Here is a 20,243-nt window from a genome sequence, read left to right as displayed (position 1 = left end):
CTCTGATAATGGCTGTTTCATTAGATTCATTTGACTCTACTTTGCCACCAGGGAATTCAAATTTATTGGCTAAATAATCGTATTTATGTGTACCTTTTTGAGCGGCTAAATAATCGTATTTATGTGTACCTTTTTGAGCACATAAAATTTTACCTTCATGATGGATCACAGCAGCAACAACTTTAAGATGTTTCATAGAAAAATTATGATATTCAATTCATAATATATCAAATTTAAAGGATATTTGACCTTGTACAAGGCAAATGCTATTTTTATATTAGATTGGTCGTCGTGTAAGTAAATATCGGCCATAAAAAAGCTCATCGAAAGATGGGCTTTATTCTTAAGGATAATAAATGAAAACTTTAAAAAAATTAATGTTGGTATTCTTATTGTTATTTGGAAATATAACTTATGCAGAAGATAATAAAATTATTGATATCCCCTCAGGCCTGATTAAGTGGAAAAAGTTTCCAACACTTTCATTTGACAATAATATGTTGGGTACAACAAAAGATATTATTAAAATCGATCTGCTAATTACAGCTAATGAAACTGGTGAAATTACTTCTGTTAATATTATTAAGAGCAATGCCACGCAGCGTTTTAATAACTATCTCATAGAGAGGATTAAAAAAGGGAGTTTAGAGCCTTACCAAGAAAATGGAGTTTATTATCCTTTTAAAGTCGTTCAACCATTTGAGTTTGAACCTGCGCCTACGATATGGGACAAAGCTTTTTGGGAAAATCTTTTTAAGTAGCTTAAGTTTTAAAAAATTAGATAGCAGCAATAATAAGTCTTCTTTGTTCATAATTTTTTTAATCCCGCAGTTTGTTATGAAAACATGACAAACTTTTTTGTCGATGTCATTGAGATGCTCAAGCCTCAAGACATTACGGTCAGTGAGGTTTTTTTATGGACAGCATTTATGAAAAATGAAGTCGGTTTTTCCATACCTGTAAGACCATATCCACCTGAGTGGATTTTTGATGAAGATACGTCTGACTTTGTTCCCGCACGTAACGTATTTACCTGGATCAAAGCAACTTTTTTGAATCATGAATCTGAGATGTTTAATTTAGATCATAAACATTTATCAGTATTTTACTGGCCTAATATCGCCGTATTATGGGCTAGAGGTGGATATATTAAACAAGGTCGCCGTGTTGCGGGGACGGCTGAAAAAGTCATGTTTAATGCAGGTGGTTGGGTTAGAGAACGCCAAGAAAATCAATTTAAAATGTGGTTTGGTGATGTCCCTGATTATTTGATCACTATTGATGCTTCATATGCAAAATACTGCTCAGACATAGACTTTTGTGCATTGATTGAACATGAGCTATATCATATTGCCCATAAACGAAATGCCTTTGGTTTTCCTGATTACAACAAGAAAACGGGTTTACCTAAATTAGAGATTCGTGGGCACGATATTGAAGAATTTACAGGGGTAGTTCGCCGTTATGGTGCGAGTGGAGAATTATTAAAAATGATTGAAGCTGCAAAACAAAGACCTGAGTTGTCTAAAGCTGCTGTTCATCATGCTTGCGGCACTTGTTTACTGAAGGTGGTTTAAATTTTTTTTGCCATTCTTCTTAGATGTACTTAGATGGAATGGTAGAAATGGCACGTATTACTAAAAAAGTGAAAATGCTTATTGTTAGAATGCTCGCTGAATTTGAAACACCGACCCAAGCATCTAAAAATATAAAAGAAATTTTCAATATTGACGTAACACCTCAGCAATGTGAATCCTATGATCCGACCAAGAGAATTGGTCAGAATTTGAGTCAGGAATTGAGAGATAAATTTTTTGAATATCGCTGTAAAGCGAATAAAGAAATAGAAGCTATCCCCATTGCAAATAAACGCTACCGTTTAATGCTGCTACAAGAATTGGTAGACGAATATCCTAAAAATCCTATTTTCATACCGAAGTGGGCTGAACAGGCAGCCAAAGAAATGGGCAACCAATACACCAACAAACAAGAGGTTGATCACACCACACAAGGTGAATCATTCAATAAACCGACAACCATTGAACTGGTAGCACCTCATGTCAAAGGTACAGATCCAACTACCACTTAAACTTATTCCATTATTTTCCGAACCAAAATTACGTTATCGATCCTCATGGGGTGGCCGTGGTTCAGCCAAAACTAGAACCTTTGCCAAAATGACGGCGATCAAAGGTTATATGTTTGCCGAAGCTGGCATCAGTGGGATGATTTTAGGTGCAAGGGAATTCATGAATACGCTGGCTGATTCTTCAATGGAAGAAATCAAGCAGGCCATTCGTTCCGAGCCATTTTTAAATGCCTATTACGATATTGGTGAAAACTACATCCGAACCAAAAATCGCCGTGTGAATTACTCATTTACAGGACTAAGACATAATCTGGATAGCATTAAATCTAAAGCCAGAATCTTACTGTGTTGGGTAGATGAAGCCGAAACAGTTAGTGAGGTTGCTTGGAGAAAACTCTTACCAACAGTACGTGAAGCAGATTCAGAAATATGGATAACCTGGAACCCTGAACGCCGTGATAGTCCAACTAGTAAACGCTTTAGACATGAGGAAATCCGAGATTCGGTTACAGGGGAATTGATCGGTTTAGGTGTCGAGATGAACTATACCGATAATCCTTGGTTTCCGGAAGAACTTGAACTGGAACGGCGGCGTGATCAGGCTACTCTGGATGATTCAAGTTATCGCTGGATATGGGAGGGGGATTATCTCGAGTATTCAGAAGCGCAAATTTTCAGGGATAAATATGAAATCAAAGATTTTATACCAGATCCAGAAACATGGGATGGACCTTATCAAGGGCTGGATTTTGGATTTGCTAATGACCCTTTGGCATGTACGAGATCCTGGATACATGATGATTGTCTTTGGATTGAATATGAAGCAGGTGCAGTTGGCCTTGAACTGGATGAAACAGTAGATTTCTTAGAAATACTGATTCCCCATGTCGCGCTTTATTCCATCTATGCTGACAATGCACGTCCTGAGTCAATTAGTCATTTAAAACGCAAAGGTTTGAACAAAATAAAACCGTGTGAAAAAGGCAAAGGTTCAGTTGAAGATGGTATCGCTTTTATCAAATCCTTTAAACGAATCTATATCCATTCTCGCTGCAAGCAAACACTGCATGAGTTTAGAAATTATTCATATAAAAAAGATCGACTGACGGATGAAGTACTGCCGATCATCGTTGATGCATTTAATCATTACGTCGATTCAATCCGTTATGCCTTAGAAAAAATATCCAAAGGCAGAGGCAAAACTAAACCTGCAACTGCAGGCAGTCGAACATTTAACTAAGGTAAAACTATGGCAAAGTCTAAAAAAGACAAAGCGTCCAAAAAGGCTTTGTCTTATGGAAATCTATACTCTCAAGAAGCGATTACTCAGTTTCTTGTAAATTTTGGTCGGCAACCCGATACCGATGAAGTGCTGAGAAAAGCGGGGATTGCACGGCATAAGCTAAGAAACTTACTGGATGATGACGAAATTGTGCAAGCGATTGAAACACGTATAGATGCATTGCTTGCAACGCCGTTTCGTATAGAGCCGAGCGATAGCAAAGAAGCTGAACTTCTGAATATAGAGCTGAAAGAATGGTATTTTGAAATTGCATCAGGTGCATTGAATGCTTTGCTATTTGGATATTCTGTGCAAGAAGCAGTGTATGAGATCAAACCAGAAAGTTATATCGGTTTGCAATGGATTGGTGAAAAACCGATGCAGTGGTTTGAGCCTAAAAATGATGGACGTTTGATTTACCGGCAAGATGGATTTGGTACTCAGCATGAAGTTGATCAGATCTTTAAATTCTTTCTGACACGGCGTAAAGCAAGCTATGAGCAACCCTATGGCAAGGCATTACTTGCGACATTGTATTGGTTGTTTTTCTTTAAACAAAATGGCTTTAAGTTTTGGGCGAAGTTCCTGGAGAGATTTGGTTCACCTATTTTATTGGGAAAGGTAGATACAAGCTCAACCGATGATATGGCCAAGGCTCTGTTAAATGCACATGCGCAAAGTGTATTGGCGATTGATAAGGATGAGGATGTTTCAGTTTTAACCTCGAGTTCTAATGGTGCTTCTGCAGGGACATCCTTTGATCTGTTTCATAGTGTGTTGATCCGACAGATACAAAAGGTCATCTTGGGGCAAACACTGACCAGTGGTACCGATGGCAAAGGTAGCTATTCACTTGGCCAAGTACATGAAAATGTTCGCCAGGATAAGTTGAAATCTGATATTCGATTGGTCCAACCTACGATTCAGGCTGTGGTAGATGCTTTATGTACTTTAAATGGTTGGTCTGAACATAAAGTTTTCCTTGGTGAAAAAGTTAAACAACTCAATCAGGAACAGGCACAGCGAGACGTCAGTCTGAAAAATGCAGGGGCTAATTTTTCAGATGATTATTTCATCAGGGAATATGGCCTGCAGGAAGGTGATTTAAAGGAAGTTTCAGAAACTGAACCACAACCAAAATTATTTAGTGCAATACCACGCCGCGCATTTAATTTTAAAGCGGATATAAATAAATTGTCACCTGCACAACAGGAAGTCGAGGAGCTGACAGATTCACAGCCTGTTATACGCTTACTTGATCAAAAACAAGTGAATGAACTGGTTCAACAAAGTGAGACGCCCGAAGCTTTGGCATTTAAGCTTATGCAGCTTATACCTGAAGCGAGTGAATCAGAATTTACAGTCAATCTAGAACGTGCCTTATATACGGCGGATGTGCTTGGTTATGTGAGCGCAAGTGAGGAGAAATGAAACCCGTTACATTTCTTGAAGCTTTACAATTTGCTGAGTCACGCAAAATCGTATTGCCCAATGAGTTTTATGCGCTGGACCTAAAAACACGGCAACTTGCGACTACGGTACGTTTTTTATCAAGCATTGAGCAGATAGAAACGGTCATAAATGCTGTAAATAAAGCGATAGCCAATGGTACGACTTTTAACGATTTTAAGAAGTTGCTTGAAGAAAATGAGATCATTTTAAACGATTATTATCTTAAAAATGTGTACCGCACCAATATTCAAACGGCCTATGGTCATGGTCGTTGGCAGCAACAGCAGAGGAATAAGGATAAACGACCCTATCTGATGTATTCGGCAATTGATGATAGTCGAGTACGTCCAAGTCATTTGGCTTTAAATCGCATCATACGGCACATAGATGACCCATTTTGGCTTAGGTTTTATCCGCCGTGGGATTTTATGTGCCGTTGTACGGTTATCGCTCTAACAGAAGCACAGGCACAAAAATTGGGTATTACTTCTGATAATGATTTACCTGATATTGCAGCTAATAACTGGTCCACGAGTCCATTAACTTTTGGTGAAATGGAAAAATTAGTAGACGATAAAATAGCTAAATCCTCATTAGATAAAAAATATTTACTCGAGCAGAAACAAGCAATACAAGCTGAGTGGAAAGCAAGTGCGAAACTTACAAGATTACTTGAACCAATGAATGATAAAAGCCGTGATTTATTTAAAACGATTTCGGAAATCATTGTGCCTTTAGATCATGAAATTCGTCCAAGTGCTATTAAAGTTTTGATTGATTATGTTCAGGGAAATGACAGTGCTTTGACGGCGTATTTGAGTCAATCTTCAATGAGCATTGCAGACGATATGCTTAAAAAATGGGTTCGTGATGATATGGCCAAAATCCACAAGATTGCTGCGAACACATCAAAAACGATCATAGGTAATGTTCCATTAGCGATGGTTGCATCATTAGAAGTTGGTCAAGTCATGACTTTAAATTCACCTTTATTGCTTGGTGAATCATCATCTAATGTCATTTTTCAAATTGAAAAGGCTAATGGTTTGGCAATTGATTTAAGTCTTTTAAAAGCGGGGGGGGGGTGGTTTTGCCTATGGGTATTTCCCTTGAAGTGGTAGGGATAGATTTTGAGGATGGGAAGTTGGTATATAGGTTGAGAGCATTAATGAATTAATGCCCAAACAGCTTAATGCATAAAGCAACTTTCATTGTTAAAAGTAAATTCTTGGGCTACTTTTTTATTAATTGTATCAATGTATTTAACATGAATAGGATAATCCATTTTTCTTAAAGTCTTAGAATTAAAAAAACTGTTTTGTTTGAAAGTTGAGCAGAATACATTGAATATGAGTGATGATTTTTCTATAAGATTTTGTTCCATTTCTGACTGTGTTTCTACAGGAGAAGAACTCGATTGCACTGAAAGCACAAATGTTGTTTGGGTAGGTGACATCATTGTACCTTCTTCATATAACATTTCACTTTCAGTATCTGACTGAAGCATATGATTCAGTCCTTCTTGAGCGGCTAAAAAGAATGTTTCAAATTTTTTTTGGTCAATAACATTAAAATCTTTATCAATAGCACCTCCATTAATAAGTACTTGTTCAAAGTCCGGAGTGTTTGCTTGTGAATATATAGAGATAGAAAGAAGGCTAAAGAATAATATTTTTTTCACGTTTAGAGTCTATTTAACAATTTTTAAATCATATTACATAATTGTTTTGCTGATGACCACTTCTTGTAGTTTTTAGCTAAAATAGTTTGTCGTTTTAATTTATTTTACTGGATAATAATGAAGCACTTAACAAAAAAAATTCTTATCACATCATTTTTGGCAGTGTCCATAAGCTCAACTTTTGCAGAAGAAAGAGAAATACGATACATAGCAAGTGCTAAAAAAGCTAGTGTTAAATATAGAGTTTATATTTGTGAATATAAAATAATCTACGATAACTATGAAAAGCAAAAAGCATTTGGAGATGATGATTTAGCAAATGAAAAACTAGATTTTATTTATAAAAAATCAATAGATAGTGTATTTCAACGTGAAGACCATCCAATTAATGAACCAGTTCAAAATTTAAATATTAAAGTTAATTTTGATTTGAAAATGAATAATGAAGCTGACAATATTCGCATAAATCCAAGTACAGGTTCAGAAAGTTTAGATAAAAGTATTAAAGATGCTTTTAAAAACTCAAAGTTTTTTACACATAAAATGTTTTGGTGGGGGCCCATAAAGTTTTCTGAAGAAATAACGTTAGAAAAAATGGGTAAATGTAGAGTAAGAGAGATACGCTAAAGATTAGAAATTCGACTAACCACCTTAGGGTGGTTTTTTTATACCTGAAATTTGTTAAAAGTTATAGCTTAAAACAATGAGAATAAAAGGAAATTAAACTTTTAAACTAGTTTAAAAGACTTAAAGCATCAAAGAAACATAAGCTTATATCAAGAAAGCAAAACCCCGAAAGTTGGCGCTTTCAGGGTTTAGATATTCATTTGTAAAACTTAAAGAGGAGCAACTCTTTTGCCTAATATAGCAGAGATTTTAAGAAAGGTCGAAAAAATGATCGAAAAATATGGGTATTGGAAAGTCTTGATTTTAATTGTATTTGCAATTTTATCTTGGCAACTTCCGCAGTTAATTACAGCCATACGATGGTGGTAAACATGAATTAAATAATAGCGCTACCTTCGGGTGGTTTTTTTATGGAGCAAATAAATGCCAGAAACAAATGAAGAACTACGCAAGTATTTATTTTCACTTGCGCCCATCACAGTCAATCAGCAAGTCGAAGGAGAAAAGAAACGAACATTTGAAGGTATCGCATATGGAGGTGGAAGAATTATTGATCACTGGTACTGGGGAGCAAACGGCGTTGTTTTTGACTTGGATGGAATTGATATTCCTAACCCAACCCCATTACTTGAAGAACACTTCGGATCCAGTCGCATCGGTGTTGTCAAAGAAGTCCAACTCAACCAAAACATCCAAGTCAAAGGGCATTTTTTAAGTAATCCTGCAGCTCAGCAAATCGTTGAAGACTCAGACAATGAATTTCCATTTCAAATGTCACTTTACATCATACCGGGTTCTGTCGAAGAAATTAGCCAAGGGCAAACTGTGCAGGTTAATGGCCAAACATTTACTGGACCAATTGCCATTTTCAGACATAACCGTATTCGAGAATTTACCGTGTGTTCGCTGGGTGCTGATCACACGACAACACTCAACGCCTTTACGGCGAATCAATTTAACCAACAGCAGGAGGACTCAGACGTGACTGAGTTAGCAGCAGAAAAAGCAGCTCGTGAAAAAGCCGAGCAAGAACGTGATGCAGCAGTCAATGAACTCAAACAGTTTAAAGCTGATCAACGAAAAACGGATATCGAAGCATTACAAAAGGAGCTCAATACGACATTTAGTGCTGATGACATTAAAGCTTATAAGGAAATGTCAGATGAAGTTTTTGCGTTTACTTCAAGGCAGTTAAGACAATTTTCAGGTAAAAAGCCTGAAGAAAAACAAACTAATCCAGCTAACAATCTAGCATTAAGCCAATTGTTTAATCATGTAGCGAAAACTCCATTAGGTCAGGTAGATCAGCCAGAACAACATAAATTTACTACTGGTGTTCAAGCCTTTGCAGCTCAAAATAAAGGAGTCTAATTATGTCAAAAACGATTATTCCTACACTCACACGAACTCATCAACGGCTCATTTTAGATAATGAAAAGCTATTGGTAACCAATGCCAGACTAGATAAAGGTTATTCATATAAACAGGGAGATTTATTAGTCATAAGCGATATTAATCGATATATGCCAGCACAAGATGAAAGTTTTTATCATGCAATTTGTGGTCAAGATGTAACCCTTGAAGAAGCTGAAATCAAGGATATAAATGGAATTGAAGTTCCTATATATCTTAGCGGTATATTTAATATTGAAGCTGTCACCGTATGTGGAAATCCAGTTCCAAAAGCAAAATATGATTCAGCTCGATCAGCTGGTAATGAAAATAAAATTATTTTATTAAAAATGGGGAGTTAAGCGATGCCACAAACTTTTACGATAGAGGGCGCACCTTTAGAATTGCTGGATGTAGGTGAATTGGCTTTAATTCACTCGAATTATAAACCGATGGATACGTGGCTACTCGACAAACTATTTCCCAACCGTCCTGTATTTGATCGTGACCAAGTCCCACTAGCTGAGCTTTCAACTGAACATGATTTAGCGCCGTTGGTATCACCACAACAACCTGGTAAGCCTTTTGACCGTACTGAATCAAGTGAAGTACGTTTTGTGAAGCCAGCGTATTATAAGCCGAAAAATCAGGTTACTTTGATTGATTCTTATGATCTGGCTCTCATTGAGCGTTTGAAAACTGCAGGGATTATCGCTACAGGCAGTCAAAAATTATCTGATCAAGATCAAATGATCATTGCACAAATCACGGTGATGAAGCGAAATCATGATGCGATCGATAATTCAGTGTTATTGATGGCGATTGAGTTATTAATGCATGGCCAGTATTTACTGCATTCTGATGATTATGAATATAACTTGGTGGATTATCGCCGTGATGCATCACTCACCTTTACACCGTTGACACCATGGAATCAGGCGAATGCCAAGCCAGTAACTGATATTGCAACCATGAAACAGTTAATGATTGATGCTGAGGGTGGTGAAGCAAAACTCGCGATTATGTCAGGAGCAGTCTGGGCAGCTTTGCAGGAAAATGCAGAGTTTCAAACCAAGTTTGTAAAACCATACGCAGGTATTTCGGTACCGTATACACCAAGTTTAAATGTGCATACTGGCGCGACTTTTAAAGGGTATCTTGAAGATATAGAACTTTGGGTTTATGACGCGACCTATCGTATGAAAGGTCAGGTTAAGCGTTTTATTCCGAAAGATTTCTTTTCATTAATCTCTGATACACGTGGTTCAGTTGCACATTGTAAGATCAAAAATATGTTGGCCAATGGCGCTGTGACTCAATATTTTGATCGTCAATGGTATAACGAAGATCCAAGTGGCATTATGCTGATGACAGAATCTTCCCCTTTGGCGGTTCCATCAAACAAAAACGGCGTGTGCTGTGGTACAGGCTTTATTGTGTAAGGGGGATGACATGCCAAAGTATATAGCGAAACACTCCATCGGGTTGTTTATGCCTGGTGATGAAATAAAAGGGCTTGATGCAAAACGTATTCAAGCCCTTTTAGCATCTAAAGCAATTGAAGAATATGTTGAGCCTGTTGACGAACAGCAAGAAGATGATCATTCAGTTCAATTAGCCGAACTTACAGCTAAAAATGCAGAATTAAATGCAATGCTTCTACAACTGACCACTGAACGTGATGCACTTCGAGTTGAAAATGCAGAACTAAAAATCAAAGTAGAAAGTTTTGTTATTCCTGTACCAGATGCATTAAACGAAACTCCTTTTGAGCCTTTGCCACTAGCAGAAAATCAACAAGGTACAGTGCAGGAATCAGTACCTAAAGAAGTTCAACCAGAAGTTGCTGTTTCAAAGCCAAAAGGTAGACCACCAAAAGCACAAACTGAAACAGTTACAAAGATTGAATAAGGTGGAATATGTATGCGACAGAACAAGACTTATATCTACGATTTGGTCAGGAAATTGAAAATTTAAAAAGTATGTTGCCCGAAGAATCATCTATTGAAGAAATTCTCCAGGATGCAATCGATGAAATTAACGGTCACATTGGTGGCCGTTATTCATTGCCATTGCCGAATGTACCAACAAACTTAAAACGAATGGCCTGTGATATAGCACGTTATCGATTGTATTTTCAGAAACCATCTGAGGAGGTACGACAGCGTTATGAAGATGCAATATATTTCTTAAAAAGAGTTGCTGATAACAAAGCTCATTTGCAAATCATATCTGAAACTGACCAAACCATTATTGATGATCAACCCAAGAATGCACCTGCGACAATGCCAATAGGAACGACGTATAAAGGAGGAATGTTTAATGATGCAGTGCTCGATATGATGCCAAGCATTAAATAAGGAGGGCGTATGGCAGTTGCAATTACGGTACGTGCTGAAAATGAATCTGTTGTCATGGAAATACTGCAACATTATTTAAATCTTGATTATGCAAAAGTCTTTGATGAAATCGGCGCTTACGGCGTTTCATCATCTCAGATGCGATTTATCAATCAAAGTGATGTTGAGGGAAATCCTTGGCAAATGTCCTGGAGAGCTTCATTACAAGGTGGTCAGATCCTACGTGATACAGGGCGATTGATGAATAGTCTAACGCATAACGTCATTGGGAATGGTGTTGAGTGGGGAACCAATGTTGAGTATGCGGCGCCATTGCATTTTGGTGCTGTGATCATGCCTAAGACTGCTGAATATCTTGTGTTTAATGTCTCTGGCCACTGGCGAAAATCAAAAGAGGTCCACATCGAGCCAAGATCATTTTTAGGACTAGATCATGATGATGAAGAATCGATTATCAACATCGTGAGGAGGTTTATTGATGGCTAATTTTTTTGCTGTACGGGATGAAATAGCCGAAAAGCTTCTTGAAATAGATGCATTTAAAAAAATCTATACGCCGTTAAATTCAGTAAAAATTTCTGAAATGTCTCAAGTCACCCCATCTGCACATGTCAATTTTCAGCGCATTGTAAAAGTTGATGATGCTGATAAATCAAAGCACAACATTTTAGGTATTCGTTGGGCAGTGACGGTCGCTTGTCAAAACGCACAGTCACAAATGGTTGATGGTCGGGTTGTGACAGATGAAGCAGGTGAGCTACTTGATCAAGTGATTGAATTACTTTCTGGCTGGAAACCAGTATCTAGTATCCGGGCATTAAATCTGGTTGAAGTAAAAGAAGCTTTTTCACCGACTTATGCGTATTTAACGGCGATATTTGAATCGAAAAGATTTACATAGGTAAAAACATGTCAAAGCAATATAAAGCGCTGAAACCAATCGGAAGATGGGAAAAAGGGCAAATTATTGGAGACTTGCCAGAGCTACAGATTAAGCAACTTCTAAAAGATCATTTTATTGAAGAGGTTCAAATTGTAGTAACAAAGCAAGCCAAACAAATAAAACAAAATATTGGGGAAACTAAAGATGTCGAGTAAACCAAGGCTGTTATCACTGCAAGGTGAATTATTTCTGGCCAAAGTCGTAAATCAAAAGGCGGGTACTTATTTTAGTGTGGGTAACATGCCAACGTTAAAGCTTAAAGTGAACACTAAAAAAATTGACCATTATGATAGTCGTTATGGTCAACGTGCAAAGGATGCCACACTTTATAAAGAAACAGGCGTTGAAGTTGATGGCGAGCTAGAGGAGGTAAACAAGGAAAATCTGGCCATTGTCATGAGTGGCCGCACAATAGAAATTGCTGAACAGCAATTTACTGATGTCTCATTAGGAGATGTGCAAGCTGGTCAAATGATTGATCTTGAGCATCGAAACTTGAGTGATGTTAAGTTTACGGATGCACAATCTACAGTGATCGAACCTTCAAAATATATACTTGATGAAACATTCGGAACGGTCATTTTTGATGAGACAATTGCAAGTGCCGTTAAATGGTCGGGTATAGCAGGTGAAGTTACTCGGACAACGATGGTTACTGATATTGATGTGGAATACAGTGCATTATTTAAAGGTATAGATACGTTTACAGGAGACAAAGTTGTATTGCGAATCTGGAGAATGCAATTCTCACCTGAAACCGAGTTTGATTTGGTCAATGAAGACTTTGCTAAATATAAGCTGACAGGTGAAGCACTCGCAGATAACTCAAAAGCAAATGATGCTGAGCTGAGTGTATTTGGACATATCGAACGCTTTGCAATCGCTGAATAATCCTTGAAATAGGCATAAATAACGGCGCTTTAGCGTCTTTTTTATGCCTTCGTATTATTGTTTATTTATTACTCAATGATTTATGATGTTCCAACAATTATAATTTTTTACTTTTTGGGGAATATAAATGAAGAAGTTTATTTTTGCTTCTATCTTATTGATGTCAACAGTTTGTTTTGCAGATAGCACAACCACAAGCTTGCGAACGAACTCAGGCGATATTATTTCTTTGCGTGATACTGAATCGTCCGTATTGGATAAAATAGGAAAACTAAGACCTAAATATTACGTTTTGGATGACGGAAAATACTATTGCTCAGCGACAGAGTATGTTTATCAAGTAGATCGGCAAGAGTACAAAATAATTATATGTCGTGGGAATGTTGTAAAAATCCTTTGGCGTAATATTTAAAATAATAATTTGGGGGAAAGTATGTCAGCTCATGTAGTTGAGTGCATTGCGTGTGGTCACGTTGGGGCAACAAGAAAAAAAGGTAGCACATCCGTTTTAATCTTACTGCTTATTTTTTTATTTCCTATAGGGATTGTATATTGGCTTCTAAATCGGACTGGCGGCGGGGTTTGTAGCGCTTGTGGCAGTACAAATATTCATTTATATGTTCCTAATAAGCGGATCTTAAATAAGGATAGTCAAATTGAACAAACAAATGTCCAACAAATCCAATGTCCAGATTGTCGTGAATATATTAGATACGATGCTAAGAAATGCAAACACTGTGGCTCAATGCTTGGAAACTAGAGCACCTTAAGCTTAAGGTACCTATTCTTGTTTAACATTTACCATCGCATAGATGGTTGAAGAGAATAACTATTCTTCGGAGTAGTTTTTTATTCAAAATAATTGTATTTTAAAAACAATTCTAGGAGTGCTTGATAATGATAATGAGAAAAATATTAGTGATATCGGTTTGTTGTTTAGTATCGGTTAATATATTTGCGGAAACCAAACAAAAGGATGAACAAGAAATTATAAAACGTTGTTTTACTGAATTTATCTATGCGCAAGTTACAATGGAAGCAAGACAAGAAGGTGCTACACAAAGCTTTCAGATGGATATTGGAAATAATCCATCTAATGAATACAGCTCAGAATTTAGAAAAGAAACCATTTTAGACGCTTATAAGCAGCCAGAGTATTCAACTCAGTCCCAAAATGAAAAGCAAGTACAAGAGTTTGCATCAAAACATTACTCAAGATGTGTGGATACATATAAGTAAAAACATATAAGCCGCAATCTAATTTTTAGCTTTTGGAGCTACAAAGCTTTTTTCATTCATAAGTAAATTAATCATCAAACCCACTCATTTGAGTGGGTTTTTTTATTGCAGGTATAAAAATGTCCGATCTTACATTTAAACTCGTTATGCAGGGTGAAAACTCATCACTCATATCAACCGTTAAGCAATCTGAAAGTACGACTAAAACTGTTTTTGATGCAATTAAAAGAGAAGCAGATAAGTTGCGAGAAAGCACCTCTGAAACTGCAAAAGAGATTGGCAATATCATACCGCAGGGTACAAGTGAGCTTGCGAATCAATTATCTAAATCTTTGAATTCAGCTTCTGAAATGATAAAAAATGCAGGAGATGATGCCCAATCTACGGCTAAAAATTTCACTGATTTTGGTAATAAAGCAGAAAAGGCTTTAACTCAACTTAGACGAGACTTAGAGCTGGCAAGAAATAAACTCAATGAGTTTTCAAAAACCGATGCTTCACCCCAAGATATAGAAATTGCAAAACAACAAGTTGATAAGTTAGAACAAGAAGTGAGGCAAGCTGATCAGGCTTTTGGTGGTTTTAAACAAGCTGTATCTAGTGCAAATAATGACCTAAAAAATACAGAAAGTGCTTCTAGACAGGCACAACAAGCCATTTCTGGATTAAAAACAGGATATACCGCTTTAGCTGGTGCATTAGCAGCTGTTGGAATTGGTTTAAGTGCTAAACAAATTATTGAAACAGCGGATAGTTATACGAATTTAAGTACACGCGTAAAAATCGCCGTTGGCGATACAGGCAATTTTGAACAGGCAATGTCTGGTGTTCATCAAGTTGCTTTGATGACGAATAGTAATCTTGAATCTACTGCAGGGTTATTTACGAAAGTTAATGATGTTGGCCAGAAAATGGGTTTAACCCAACAACAGAATTTAGACCTTGTAAAAACTATAAACATGGCAATCCAAACAGGTGGAGGAAGTGCCCAAGCAACAGAAGCTGCTCTACAGCAACTGACGCAGGCTTTGCAATCTGGTGTGTTGCGGGGTGATGAATTTAACTCAATGGCTGAGCAAGCACCTGGATTATTAAAAGCTTTAGCTAATGGTCTAGGTGTAACGACTGGCGAACTTCGGAACATGGCGAATGAGGGACAATTAACATCTAGTGTGGTAATCAAAGCCTTAGAAAGTCAGTCAGGTGCTGTTTCTGCTGAATATGCTAAATTTCCGTTAACTATAGGTAAAGCTTTACAACGTATACAAACACAATGGCAAATTTTAATTGGTGAAATGGATAAAGCAAACGGTGCTAGTGCGACAGTCGCGCAGTGGCTAGCAACGCTTGCTGATAACATGGATGTCGTAGATGTATTGCTTAAAGATATAGGCAATGGTTTTATTTGGGTCGGTGATCAAATAAAACATATTGATCCTGCAACGATACAAGCAATGAAAGATGTACTTTCATCGACTTACGAAACGATAAAAACATTTGCAGGAACACTAGGAACGGCATTTGAGGGTTTAAGTGATAAATTAAATTCATCACTTGAACTATTTTTAAACTTTTCTAGTGGTGTGGATACAGCACAGGATAAAACAAACGGATTTACTAAGTTTCTTCAGGCGTTAAATATTGCTTTAGGCTATGTAAATGATGGTTTTTCTGCAATCGGTATCGGGGTTAATCTTTTTATAGGAACACTTTATGATTTAAATGCAGCTTTTTTACAACTTTCTTCACTTGTTACATTTGGAAGTTGGAAAGATGCAGCTTTGGCCAATATGGATGCAATGGCTAGAAAGGCTCAAGAGTATTACCAAAAAGCGTCGAATGGAGCTATAGAATTTAAATCAAAAGGCGAACAAGCATGGATAGATATTTCTAAAACACAGCAGGAAAAAGATGCGGAATCTGTTGCATCATCTAAAGCCAAACTTGATCAATTGCTTGCTGATCAACAAACCGAAGTACAAGGGAAAAAGGCGACTGAGCAGGAGAAGTTAAATGCCGTTAAAGCCTATGCAGAAGCATCTATGCAAGCCAATAAAGGTGTTTTGGATGGGACTGTTCAAGCTGATTTACTTGCAAAAGGTTACGCTGTAACCATAAGTGAAACTGGGAAAGTCACTGTTACTGCAATGATTGAATCAGCAACAGCAATAGAAAACAATGCTAAGAAGCTGGAAGCAGTTAAGCTTGCCACTGAAAATCTTAAAAAGGCAGATGAAGAACTTTTGAATTTTCAAAAGCAAGCAGCCATTGAACGTATTCAATTAGAACAAAAGATTGCAATAGCTAAAGCATCTGGTGATTTGAATACACTTAAAAGCGCTCAAGACTCATTAACTTTGCTTGACCAAAAAGAAGCTGAGCTTACTGCAAACAGAGAAAAACGTTTATCTGAATTAAATCTAGCGAATACAAATTCAGGGGCGAATGCAGAAACTGCATATACAAAAGCATCCGATGCAGCCAAAATTTTAGGGATAGATATTGAACAGTCATTAAATAAAGTATCAAAAAAATTTAATGAATCAGGTAAAGCAGTTGATAATCTGGTAGCACAGTTTCCTGCGCTTGGGATTAGTGGTAAACAAGCAGGGGATATTACGTATGAAGCATGGCAAAAATGGCTTGATAGTGCAAAAAGTCAAGCAGAAGTCGATTTGGCAAAACAGAAATTAAAGGAGTTTGAAACTCAGGGGGTATTTTCTACAAAACAAGTTGAGTCGGGAATGCTCGCTATTCAACAAGTTTTACAAAAACTTCCAGATGAAGCAGATCCAGTTGAACAGGCTTTTGAGCGTTTGGGTATAAAAACTAAAGAGCATCTTAAACTAGCTGCACAAAGTGCATTAGCAGATTTTAATACAATACAAGCGAGTGGACGAGCTACAGCAGATGGCTTAAAACAAGCTTATGATCGTGTAGTTCAATCGGCGTATGCTTCTGGTGATGCTGCATCTATTGCATCAGCAAACTCTAAAGCTGCATATTTAGGGCTTCAAGTCACAGTAGATGAAGTCGGTAAAGCCACCGTATCTGCAATGGAGCCTTTAGAACAATCCATGCATCGTGTTCGCAATGCAACAGATGGCGCCAAACAAGGCTTTAGACAACTTGGACAAGTCGCACGCGATGAAGCTCAAAGTTCAACTGATGCATGGAATGAAGCAATGAACGCTAAATCGGAAAAGGCGAGTCAGGAACGTAATTCTGGTGGACGCCGTGAGGGGCAATCCTTTACCAGCTATACATTGCAAGACGTAATACAAAAACTATCTGGTATGGGCTATGACGAAGCGGATGCTTCTAAGTATGCTAAAAACATTATGCTTAAAGCGACAGAAGCAGATAAAAGCCAAGCTATGTCTAATCGTAATGAGGGCAAAATTGAAAATGCTGAAGCTTTCGAAGCATTGATTAAACAGGGGAAAACTTCAATCTATGGAACAAATGTTATTGAAGAACTCCTTGTAAAATATGCGAATGGCGCTGGCAGTGCATCAACAGGAAGTTCAGGCAAAACAGCAAATAGTAATAATGATCGTGGTAGCAATGAAAATGTATCGAGTTCAAATAGTGCCAATAACTTGTCATCAAATGCTAATCAGTCAAATGTTCAATCTGGCTCATCAAGTAGTAAAACTGTGACTTTTGTTTTCACACTGAACAATCAACGTGCAGAGTTATCAGGTACGGATAATGCAGGCCAAACACTTGAAGCCATGCTTAGACAACTGGAACTCATTCAAAAGAGTAGTTAGATGAAACTTATACGCTTAAAAACCAGTGAAACCGTTTTATTAGAGGACGGTTTTTTTTGGTCTGATGAATTTGAATGGAAGCCGATAGAACAGAAGCAGGATAGAGCTATCGATGGAACCTTGATCATTCAGGAGGGCAAAAAGAAATCAGGTCGCCCTATCACGTTAATACCTGCTGAGGATATGGGCTGGATTAAACGATCTGTACTTTCAAAACTCCAGGATTGGTCAGGTTATCAAAGTGAAGTTTTTCAACTGGTCTTTGACTATCCACATGATACACGGTGCTTCCAAGTCATTTTTAACCATCAAGATGGAGCTATTTCAAATATAGCAACAGTTAAAGGAATACCTGCTTCATCAGAAAGTGACCAATACACAGCAACAATAAAGTTTTTAGAGGTGCAATAGTCGAATATATTTTGACAAATAGAGTTGAATTGTCGTCTAATAATTTTTTGCAGTTTGTTTTTATATTTAAATTTTTTATAAACAATTAAGAAGATCAAAATGGCTACTCCATATATAACAATTGGTTGCCCAACTACGGGTGGCGGTGTGGTACAAGAAGGTGATTCATCTTTTCAGATCGAAGGTATTCCGATAGCTTGTGTAGGACATAAAGCAACGTGTCCACTGCATAATACTGTTTCAGTGATTATATCTGGTGATCAATACTTCAAGGTCGGTGGAAAGCCAGCAGCGCGTGCAGGAGACTCCTTATCGTGTGGTTGTAAGTTATTACCTAAACAAAGCCTTGTTGTTGGGGATAATGGTGGTGGATTTAGTATGGGAGGAAGTAATAATTCTTTTAGTAACTCATCATTTCAGGACGAAGTTAAGAAAAAGGAAATAAATGAAATATATTGGAGCTATGGTGATCAGTTTATAGTTCTAAGTGACAAATCTCGCTACTTTGATGACTTAAATGTACACATTAAAACTTCTGGTTATTCTGTTGGGGAAATTGTAGATATAGAAATAAAACCAGTTGAGTCTGAATTAGATACATTTGATTCATTCACTGTATCAGTAAAAATTGATAAAAATGGTGAAGGTGTTAGTGAAAATATATTTAAAAATAAAAAATTTATAGTAGACACGGAGTATTAAAGTGGCAACAAATATATCAGCTACGGCTGGGGGGCAATCATCTACTATTCGGGCGAACAGACCGTTATTTTCTGAACTGTGGAAAAATTATCCAATTAAAATGGCAGCTGGGGATGTTTACTCCTTGGTTGGGGGGCAAGCTTATGCTTTATATCAAGAAAATCCTAATGGATATGCAAATGCTTGTGCATTGCGATTGAGTAGATCTCTTAATTATGGTGGTATGCCTATTAAACAATCCACAAGAGGATATAAAGTTAAAGGAAGCGATAGCAAACTTTATCTGTTAAGAGTAAGAGAAATGATATCATTTGTCGAAAATAACTTAGGTAAGGCTGATATAACTTTAAAACCCCAAAATAATGAAGATGTATCTTCGCAACTTAGTGGTAAAAATGGGATTATTATTTTTAAAGTCACTGGTTGGAGTGATGCTACTGGTCATGTTACTTTGTGGAATGGGAGTGATTGTGGTGATAGTTGCTATTTTGTTCACCACAATTCTAATGCTAGAACAACAGAGGTTTTATTTTGGAATTTAAGATAATGAGATTAATTGTTCTTTTGTTATCAGTATTGCTAATAAATGCTTGTTATGCAAAAACAACTTCTAGTCAAAAACATGATGAGTTGAATTTAAAAAATTTCGGGTTTACCTACTGTTTAACAAAGTCAGATGATAAATTTTTAGGCTCTGAAGCATCTCAAGCTATGGGTGGTTATTTTGAAAAAGGTGTTTATGATGTAGAGGCATATAATCAATTGAAATCTTACATAAACAAATATCTGACAGAAAATAAATCAATTTATAAAGAATCTGGAATGTCATCTAACTTAATGAAATGTCTTGATCTTTATAACTCATCTGGATATGAAAAGTTAATACAAAAGCAAAAGGTTTTTTTGATTGAAGACAAAAAATGATTCTAGTCAATTAATAAAATTAGTTCGAAATATATTTTTTTCTATAGTTTTATTAATTTTCGCAATATCTTTATTATGTACAGCATGTAATTCAAAGAAAACTTATGTTGAAAAACATCAAGGTGATAGTGAAATTGAAAGTTTAAATACAATTAATTTGGCTGCTGTGGCTTTAATTGATGAATATAATAAGAATCATAAAACTGAGTGGCTATCATTAGAACCTAATGCAAAAGTACTCGTAGAAAAATGCAAAGTTCCGTTAACTACTGATTGGATTTATGAAATTGAAAGCAATAAAAAATATTGGTCCGTTATTGTCAAATGTTCTAATGCTGTGAACAATACTGATGACTGGAGTGTGAAAGTTCCTAGTTCTCGAGTAGAGTGAATTATTTATTAAAAAACTATACTCTAGTTATTCAATTTCATAATTACAAAAACTATACTCTAGTTATTCAATTTCATAATTAC

General features: G+C 36.7%; 24 protein-coding genes and 2 pseudogenes. 24 read left to right on the top strand and 2 right to left on the bottom strand.

Going from position 1 to position 20,243, the window contains the following annotated elements; translation table 11 throughout:
• Positions 1-196, bottom strand: a pseudogene (locus KPC_RS07675) (hypothetical protein); the annotation flags it as partial.
• A 160-nt stretch (positions 197-356) separates the two neighbouring features.
• On the opposite strand from KPC_RS07675, the gene KPC_RS07670 reads away from it, so the two are divergent.
• From KPC_RS07670 to KPC_RS07645, 6 genes and pseudogenes are all read left to right on the top strand, one after another.
• On the top strand, positions 357-761 hold the full coding sequence (locus tag KPC_RS07670; RefSeq protein ID WP_121973801.1) for an energy transducer TonB family protein: 405 nt from the start codon (positions 357-359) through the stop codon (positions 759-761).
• Between the two features lie 168 nt (positions 762-929).
• Complete coding sequence (locus KPC_RS07665; RefSeq protein ID WP_121973802.1) at positions 930-1,577, top strand: putative metallopeptidase; 648 nt, start codon at positions 930-932, stop codon at positions 1,575-1,577.
• A 47-nt stretch (positions 1,578-1,624) separates the two neighbouring features.
• Positions 1,625-2,089: a DUF2280 domain-containing protein gene (locus KPC_RS07660; RefSeq protein ID WP_121973800.1), complete on the top strand. Its 465-nt coding sequence runs from the start codon at positions 1,625-1,627 to the stop codon at positions 2,087-2,089.
• On the top strand, positions 2,058-3,329 hold the full coding sequence (locus KPC_RS07655) for a PBSX family phage terminase large subunit (protein ID WP_121973799.1): 1,272 nt from the start codon (positions 2,058-2,060) through the stop codon (positions 3,327-3,329). The genes KPC_RS07660 and KPC_RS07655 overlap by 32 nt, the downstream gene beginning before the upstream one ends.
• Positions 3,330-3,338: 9 nt before the next feature.
• The gene (locus KPC_RS07650; protein WP_121973798.1) at positions 3,339-4,802 is read left to right on the top strand and encodes a phage portal protein family protein; all 1,464 of its coding nucleotides are present in this window, start codon (positions 3,339-3,341) and stop codon (positions 4,800-4,802) included.
• Positions 4,799-6,000: pseudogene (locus tag KPC_RS07645) on the top strand (phage head morphogenesis protein). The gene KPC_RS07650 and the pseudogene KPC_RS07645 overlap by 4 nt, the downstream one beginning before the upstream one ends.
• A 12-nt stretch (positions 6,001-6,012) precedes the next feature.
• Here KPC_RS07645 and KPC_RS07640 read toward each other — a convergent pair.
• Positions 6,013-6,504: a hypothetical protein gene (locus KPC_RS07640; protein ID WP_121973797.1), complete on the bottom strand. Its 492-nt coding sequence runs from the start codon at positions 6,502-6,504 to the stop codon at positions 6,013-6,015.
• Positions 6,505-6,621: 117 nt separating this feature from the next.
• Here KPC_RS07640 and KPC_RS07635 point away from each other — a divergent pair, with 117 nt between their 5' ends.
• The 18 genes from KPC_RS07635 (at position 6,622) to KPC_RS07545 (ending at position 20,160) form a co-directional block, all read left to right on the top strand.
• Complete coding sequence (locus tag KPC_RS07635; protein ID WP_121973796.1) at positions 6,622-7,131, top strand: hypothetical protein; 510 nt, start codon at positions 6,622-6,624, stop codon at positions 7,129-7,131.
• Positions 7,132-7,554: 423 nt separating this feature from the next.
• Positions 7,555-8,502 carry a hypothetical protein gene (locus KPC_RS07630; protein ID WP_121973795.1) on the top strand — a complete coding sequence of 316 codons (948 nt, stop codon included), beginning with the start codon at positions 7,555-7,557 and terminating at the stop codon, positions 8,500-8,502.
• Positions 8,503-8,504: 2 nt separating this feature from the next.
• Complete coding sequence (locus KPC_RS07625; protein ID WP_121973794.1) at positions 8,505-8,885, top strand: hypothetical protein; 381 nt, start codon at positions 8,505-8,507, stop codon at positions 8,883-8,885.
• 3 nt (positions 8,886-8,888) lie between these two features.
• The gene (locus tag KPC_RS07620; RefSeq protein WP_121973793.1) at positions 8,889-9,965 is read left to right on the top strand and encodes a major capsid protein; all 1,077 of its coding nucleotides are present in this window, start codon (positions 8,889-8,891) and stop codon (positions 9,963-9,965) included.
• A 10-nt stretch (positions 9,966-9,975) separates the two neighbouring features.
• Positions 9,976-10,434: a hypothetical protein gene (locus KPC_RS20750; protein ID WP_228212191.1), complete on the top strand. Its 459-nt coding sequence runs from the start codon at positions 9,976-9,978 to the stop codon at positions 10,432-10,434.
• A gap of 8 nt (positions 10,435-10,442) precedes the next feature.
• Positions 10,443-10,883, top strand: coding sequence for a DUF1320 domain-containing protein (locus KPC_RS07610; RefSeq protein WP_121973792.1), 441 nt, complete (start codon positions 10,443-10,445; stop codon positions 10,881-10,883).
• A gap of 9 nt (positions 10,884-10,892) precedes the next feature.
• Positions 10,893-11,369, top strand: coding sequence for a phage virion morphogenesis protein (locus KPC_RS07605; protein WP_121973791.1), 477 nt, complete (start codon positions 10,893-10,895; stop codon positions 11,367-11,369).
• Positions 11,362-11,784, top strand: a complete 423-nt coding sequence (locus KPC_RS07600) for a phage tail terminator protein (protein ID WP_121973790.1) — start codon at positions 11,362-11,364, stop codon at positions 11,782-11,784. Before KPC_RS07605 ends, KPC_RS07600 begins: the two co-directional genes overlap by 8 nt.
• Before the next feature lie 8 nt (positions 11,785-11,792).
• A complete protein-coding gene (locus KPC_RS07595) occupies positions 11,793-11,981 on the top strand; it encodes a hypothetical protein (protein ID WP_121973789.1) in 189 nt (62 codons plus the stop codon).
• The gene (locus tag KPC_RS07590; RefSeq protein WP_121973788.1) at positions 11,971-12,717 is read left to right on the top strand and encodes a phage tail tube protein; all 747 of its coding nucleotides are present in this window, start codon (positions 11,971-11,973) and stop codon (positions 12,715-12,717) included. Before KPC_RS07595 ends, KPC_RS07590 begins: the two co-directional genes overlap by 11 nt.
• A 127-nt stretch (positions 12,718-12,844) precedes the next feature.
• Positions 12,845-13,129, top strand: a complete 285-nt coding sequence (locus tag KPC_RS07585; protein WP_121973787.1) for a hypothetical protein — start codon at positions 12,845-12,847, stop codon at positions 13,127-13,129.
• Between the two features lie 491 nt (positions 13,130-13,620).
• On the top strand, positions 13,621-13,956 hold the full coding sequence (locus KPC_RS07575) for a hypothetical protein (RefSeq protein ID WP_146196632.1): 336 nt from the start codon (positions 13,621-13,623) through the stop codon (positions 13,954-13,956).
• Positions 13,957-14,075: 119 nt separating this feature from the next.
• The gene (locus tag KPC_RS07570) at positions 14,076-17,732 is read left to right on the top strand and encodes a tape measure protein (protein ID WP_121973784.1); all 3,657 of its coding nucleotides are present in this window, start codon (positions 14,076-14,078) and stop codon (positions 17,730-17,732) included.
• Entirely contained in the window at positions 17,733-18,143 is a 411-nt protein-coding gene (locus KPC_RS07565; protein WP_121973783.1) for a hypothetical protein, read from the top strand.
• Positions 18,144-18,242: 99 nt separating this feature from the next.
• Entirely contained in the window at positions 18,243-18,845 is a 603-nt protein-coding gene (locus tag KPC_RS07560) for a PAAR domain-containing protein (protein ID WP_121973782.1), read from the top strand.
• Position 18,846: 1 nt separating this feature from the next.
• Entirely contained in the window at positions 18,847-19,392 is a 546-nt protein-coding gene (locus KPC_RS07555; protein ID WP_121973781.1) for a type VI secretion system amidase effector protein Tae4, read from the top strand.
• The gene (locus tag KPC_RS07550; RefSeq protein WP_121973780.1) at positions 19,392-19,769 is read left to right on the top strand and encodes a T6SS amidase immunity protein Tai4 family protein; all 378 of its coding nucleotides are present in this window, start codon (positions 19,392-19,394) and stop codon (positions 19,767-19,769) included. Before KPC_RS07555 ends, KPC_RS07550 begins: the two co-directional genes overlap by 1 nt.
• The gene (locus KPC_RS07545) at positions 19,753-20,160 is read left to right on the top strand and encodes a hypothetical protein (RefSeq protein WP_121973779.1); all 408 of its coding nucleotides are present in this window, start codon (positions 19,753-19,755) and stop codon (positions 20,158-20,160) included. Before KPC_RS07550 ends, KPC_RS07545 begins: the two co-directional genes overlap by 17 nt.
• Positions 20,161-20,243 lie beyond the last annotated feature (83 nt).

The organism is Acinetobacter stercoris, from assembly GCF_900323515.1.
GTDB classification, from domain to species: Bacteria; Pseudomonadota; Gammaproteobacteria; order Pseudomonadales; family Moraxellaceae; genus Acinetobacter; species Acinetobacter stercoris.
This window is presented reverse-complemented; position numbering and strand designations above follow the sequence as displayed.

What these genes read in the sequence shown, in the direction of transcription:
- KPC_RS07670 (WP_121973801.1), top strand. Translation starts at nt 357, where the DNA reads ATGAAAACTTTAAAAAAATTAATGTTGGTATTCTTATTGTTATTTGGA.
- KPC_RS07665 (WP_121973802.1), top strand. Translation starts at nt 930, where the DNA reads ATGAAAAATGAAGTCGGTTTTTCCATACCTGTAAGACCATATCCACCT.
- KPC_RS07660 (WP_121973800.1), top strand. Translation starts at nt 1,625, where the DNA reads ATGGCACGTATTACTAAAAAAGTGAAAATGCTTATTGTTAGAATGCTC.
- KPC_RS07655 (WP_121973799.1), top strand. Translation starts at nt 2,058, where the DNA reads ATGTCAAAGGTACAGATCCAACTACCACTTAAACTTATTCCATTATTT.
- KPC_RS07650 (WP_121973798.1), top strand. Translation starts at nt 3,339, where the DNA reads ATGGCAAAGTCTAAAAAAGACAAAGCGTCCAAAAAGGCTTTGTCTTAT.
- KPC_RS07635 (WP_121973796.1), top strand. Translation starts at nt 6,622, where the DNA reads ATGAAGCACTTAACAAAAAAAATTCTTATCACATCATTTTTGGCAGTG.
- KPC_RS07630 (WP_121973795.1), top strand. Translation starts at nt 7,555, where the DNA reads ATGCCAGAAACAAATGAAGAACTACGCAAGTATTTATTTTCACTTGCG.
- KPC_RS07625 (WP_121973794.1), top strand. Translation starts at nt 8,505, where the DNA reads ATGTCAAAAACGATTATTCCTACACTCACACGAACTCATCAACGGCTC.
- KPC_RS07620 (WP_121973793.1), top strand. Translation starts at nt 8,889, where the DNA reads ATGCCACAAACTTTTACGATAGAGGGCGCACCTTTAGAATTGCTGGAT.
- KPC_RS20750 (WP_228212191.1), top strand. Translation starts at nt 9,976, where the DNA reads ATGCCAAAGTATATAGCGAAACACTCCATCGGGTTGTTTATGCCTGGT.
- KPC_RS07610 (WP_121973792.1), top strand. Translation starts at nt 10,443, where the DNA reads ATGTATGCGACAGAACAAGACTTATATCTACGATTTGGTCAGGAAATT.
- KPC_RS07605 (WP_121973791.1), top strand. Translation starts at nt 10,893, where the DNA reads ATGGCAGTTGCAATTACGGTACGTGCTGAAAATGAATCTGTTGTCATG.
- KPC_RS07600 (WP_121973790.1), top strand. Translation starts at nt 11,362, where the DNA reads ATGGCTAATTTTTTTGCTGTACGGGATGAAATAGCCGAAAAGCTTCTT.
- KPC_RS07595 (WP_121973789.1), top strand. Translation starts at nt 11,793, where the DNA reads ATGTCAAAGCAATATAAAGCGCTGAAACCAATCGGAAGATGGGAAAAA.
- KPC_RS07590 (WP_121973788.1), top strand. Translation starts at nt 11,971, where the DNA reads ATGTCGAGTAAACCAAGGCTGTTATCACTGCAAGGTGAATTATTTCTG.
- KPC_RS07585 (WP_121973787.1), top strand. Translation starts at nt 12,845, where the DNA reads ATGAAGAAGTTTATTTTTGCTTCTATCTTATTGATGTCAACAGTTTGT.
- KPC_RS07575 (WP_146196632.1), top strand. Translation starts at nt 13,621, where the DNA reads ATGAGAAAAATATTAGTGATATCGGTTTGTTGTTTAGTATCGGTTAAT.
- KPC_RS07570 (WP_121973784.1), top strand. Translation starts at nt 14,076, where the DNA reads ATGTCCGATCTTACATTTAAACTCGTTATGCAGGGTGAAAACTCATCA.
- KPC_RS07565 (WP_121973783.1), top strand. Translation starts at nt 17,733, where the DNA reads ATGAAACTTATACGCTTAAAAACCAGTGAAACCGTTTTATTAGAGGAC.
- KPC_RS07560 (WP_121973782.1), top strand. Translation starts at nt 18,243, where the DNA reads ATGGCTACTCCATATATAACAATTGGTTGCCCAACTACGGGTGGCGGT.
- KPC_RS07550 (WP_121973780.1), top strand. Translation starts at nt 19,392, where the DNA reads ATGAGATTAATTGTTCTTTTGTTATCAGTATTGCTAATAAATGCTTGT.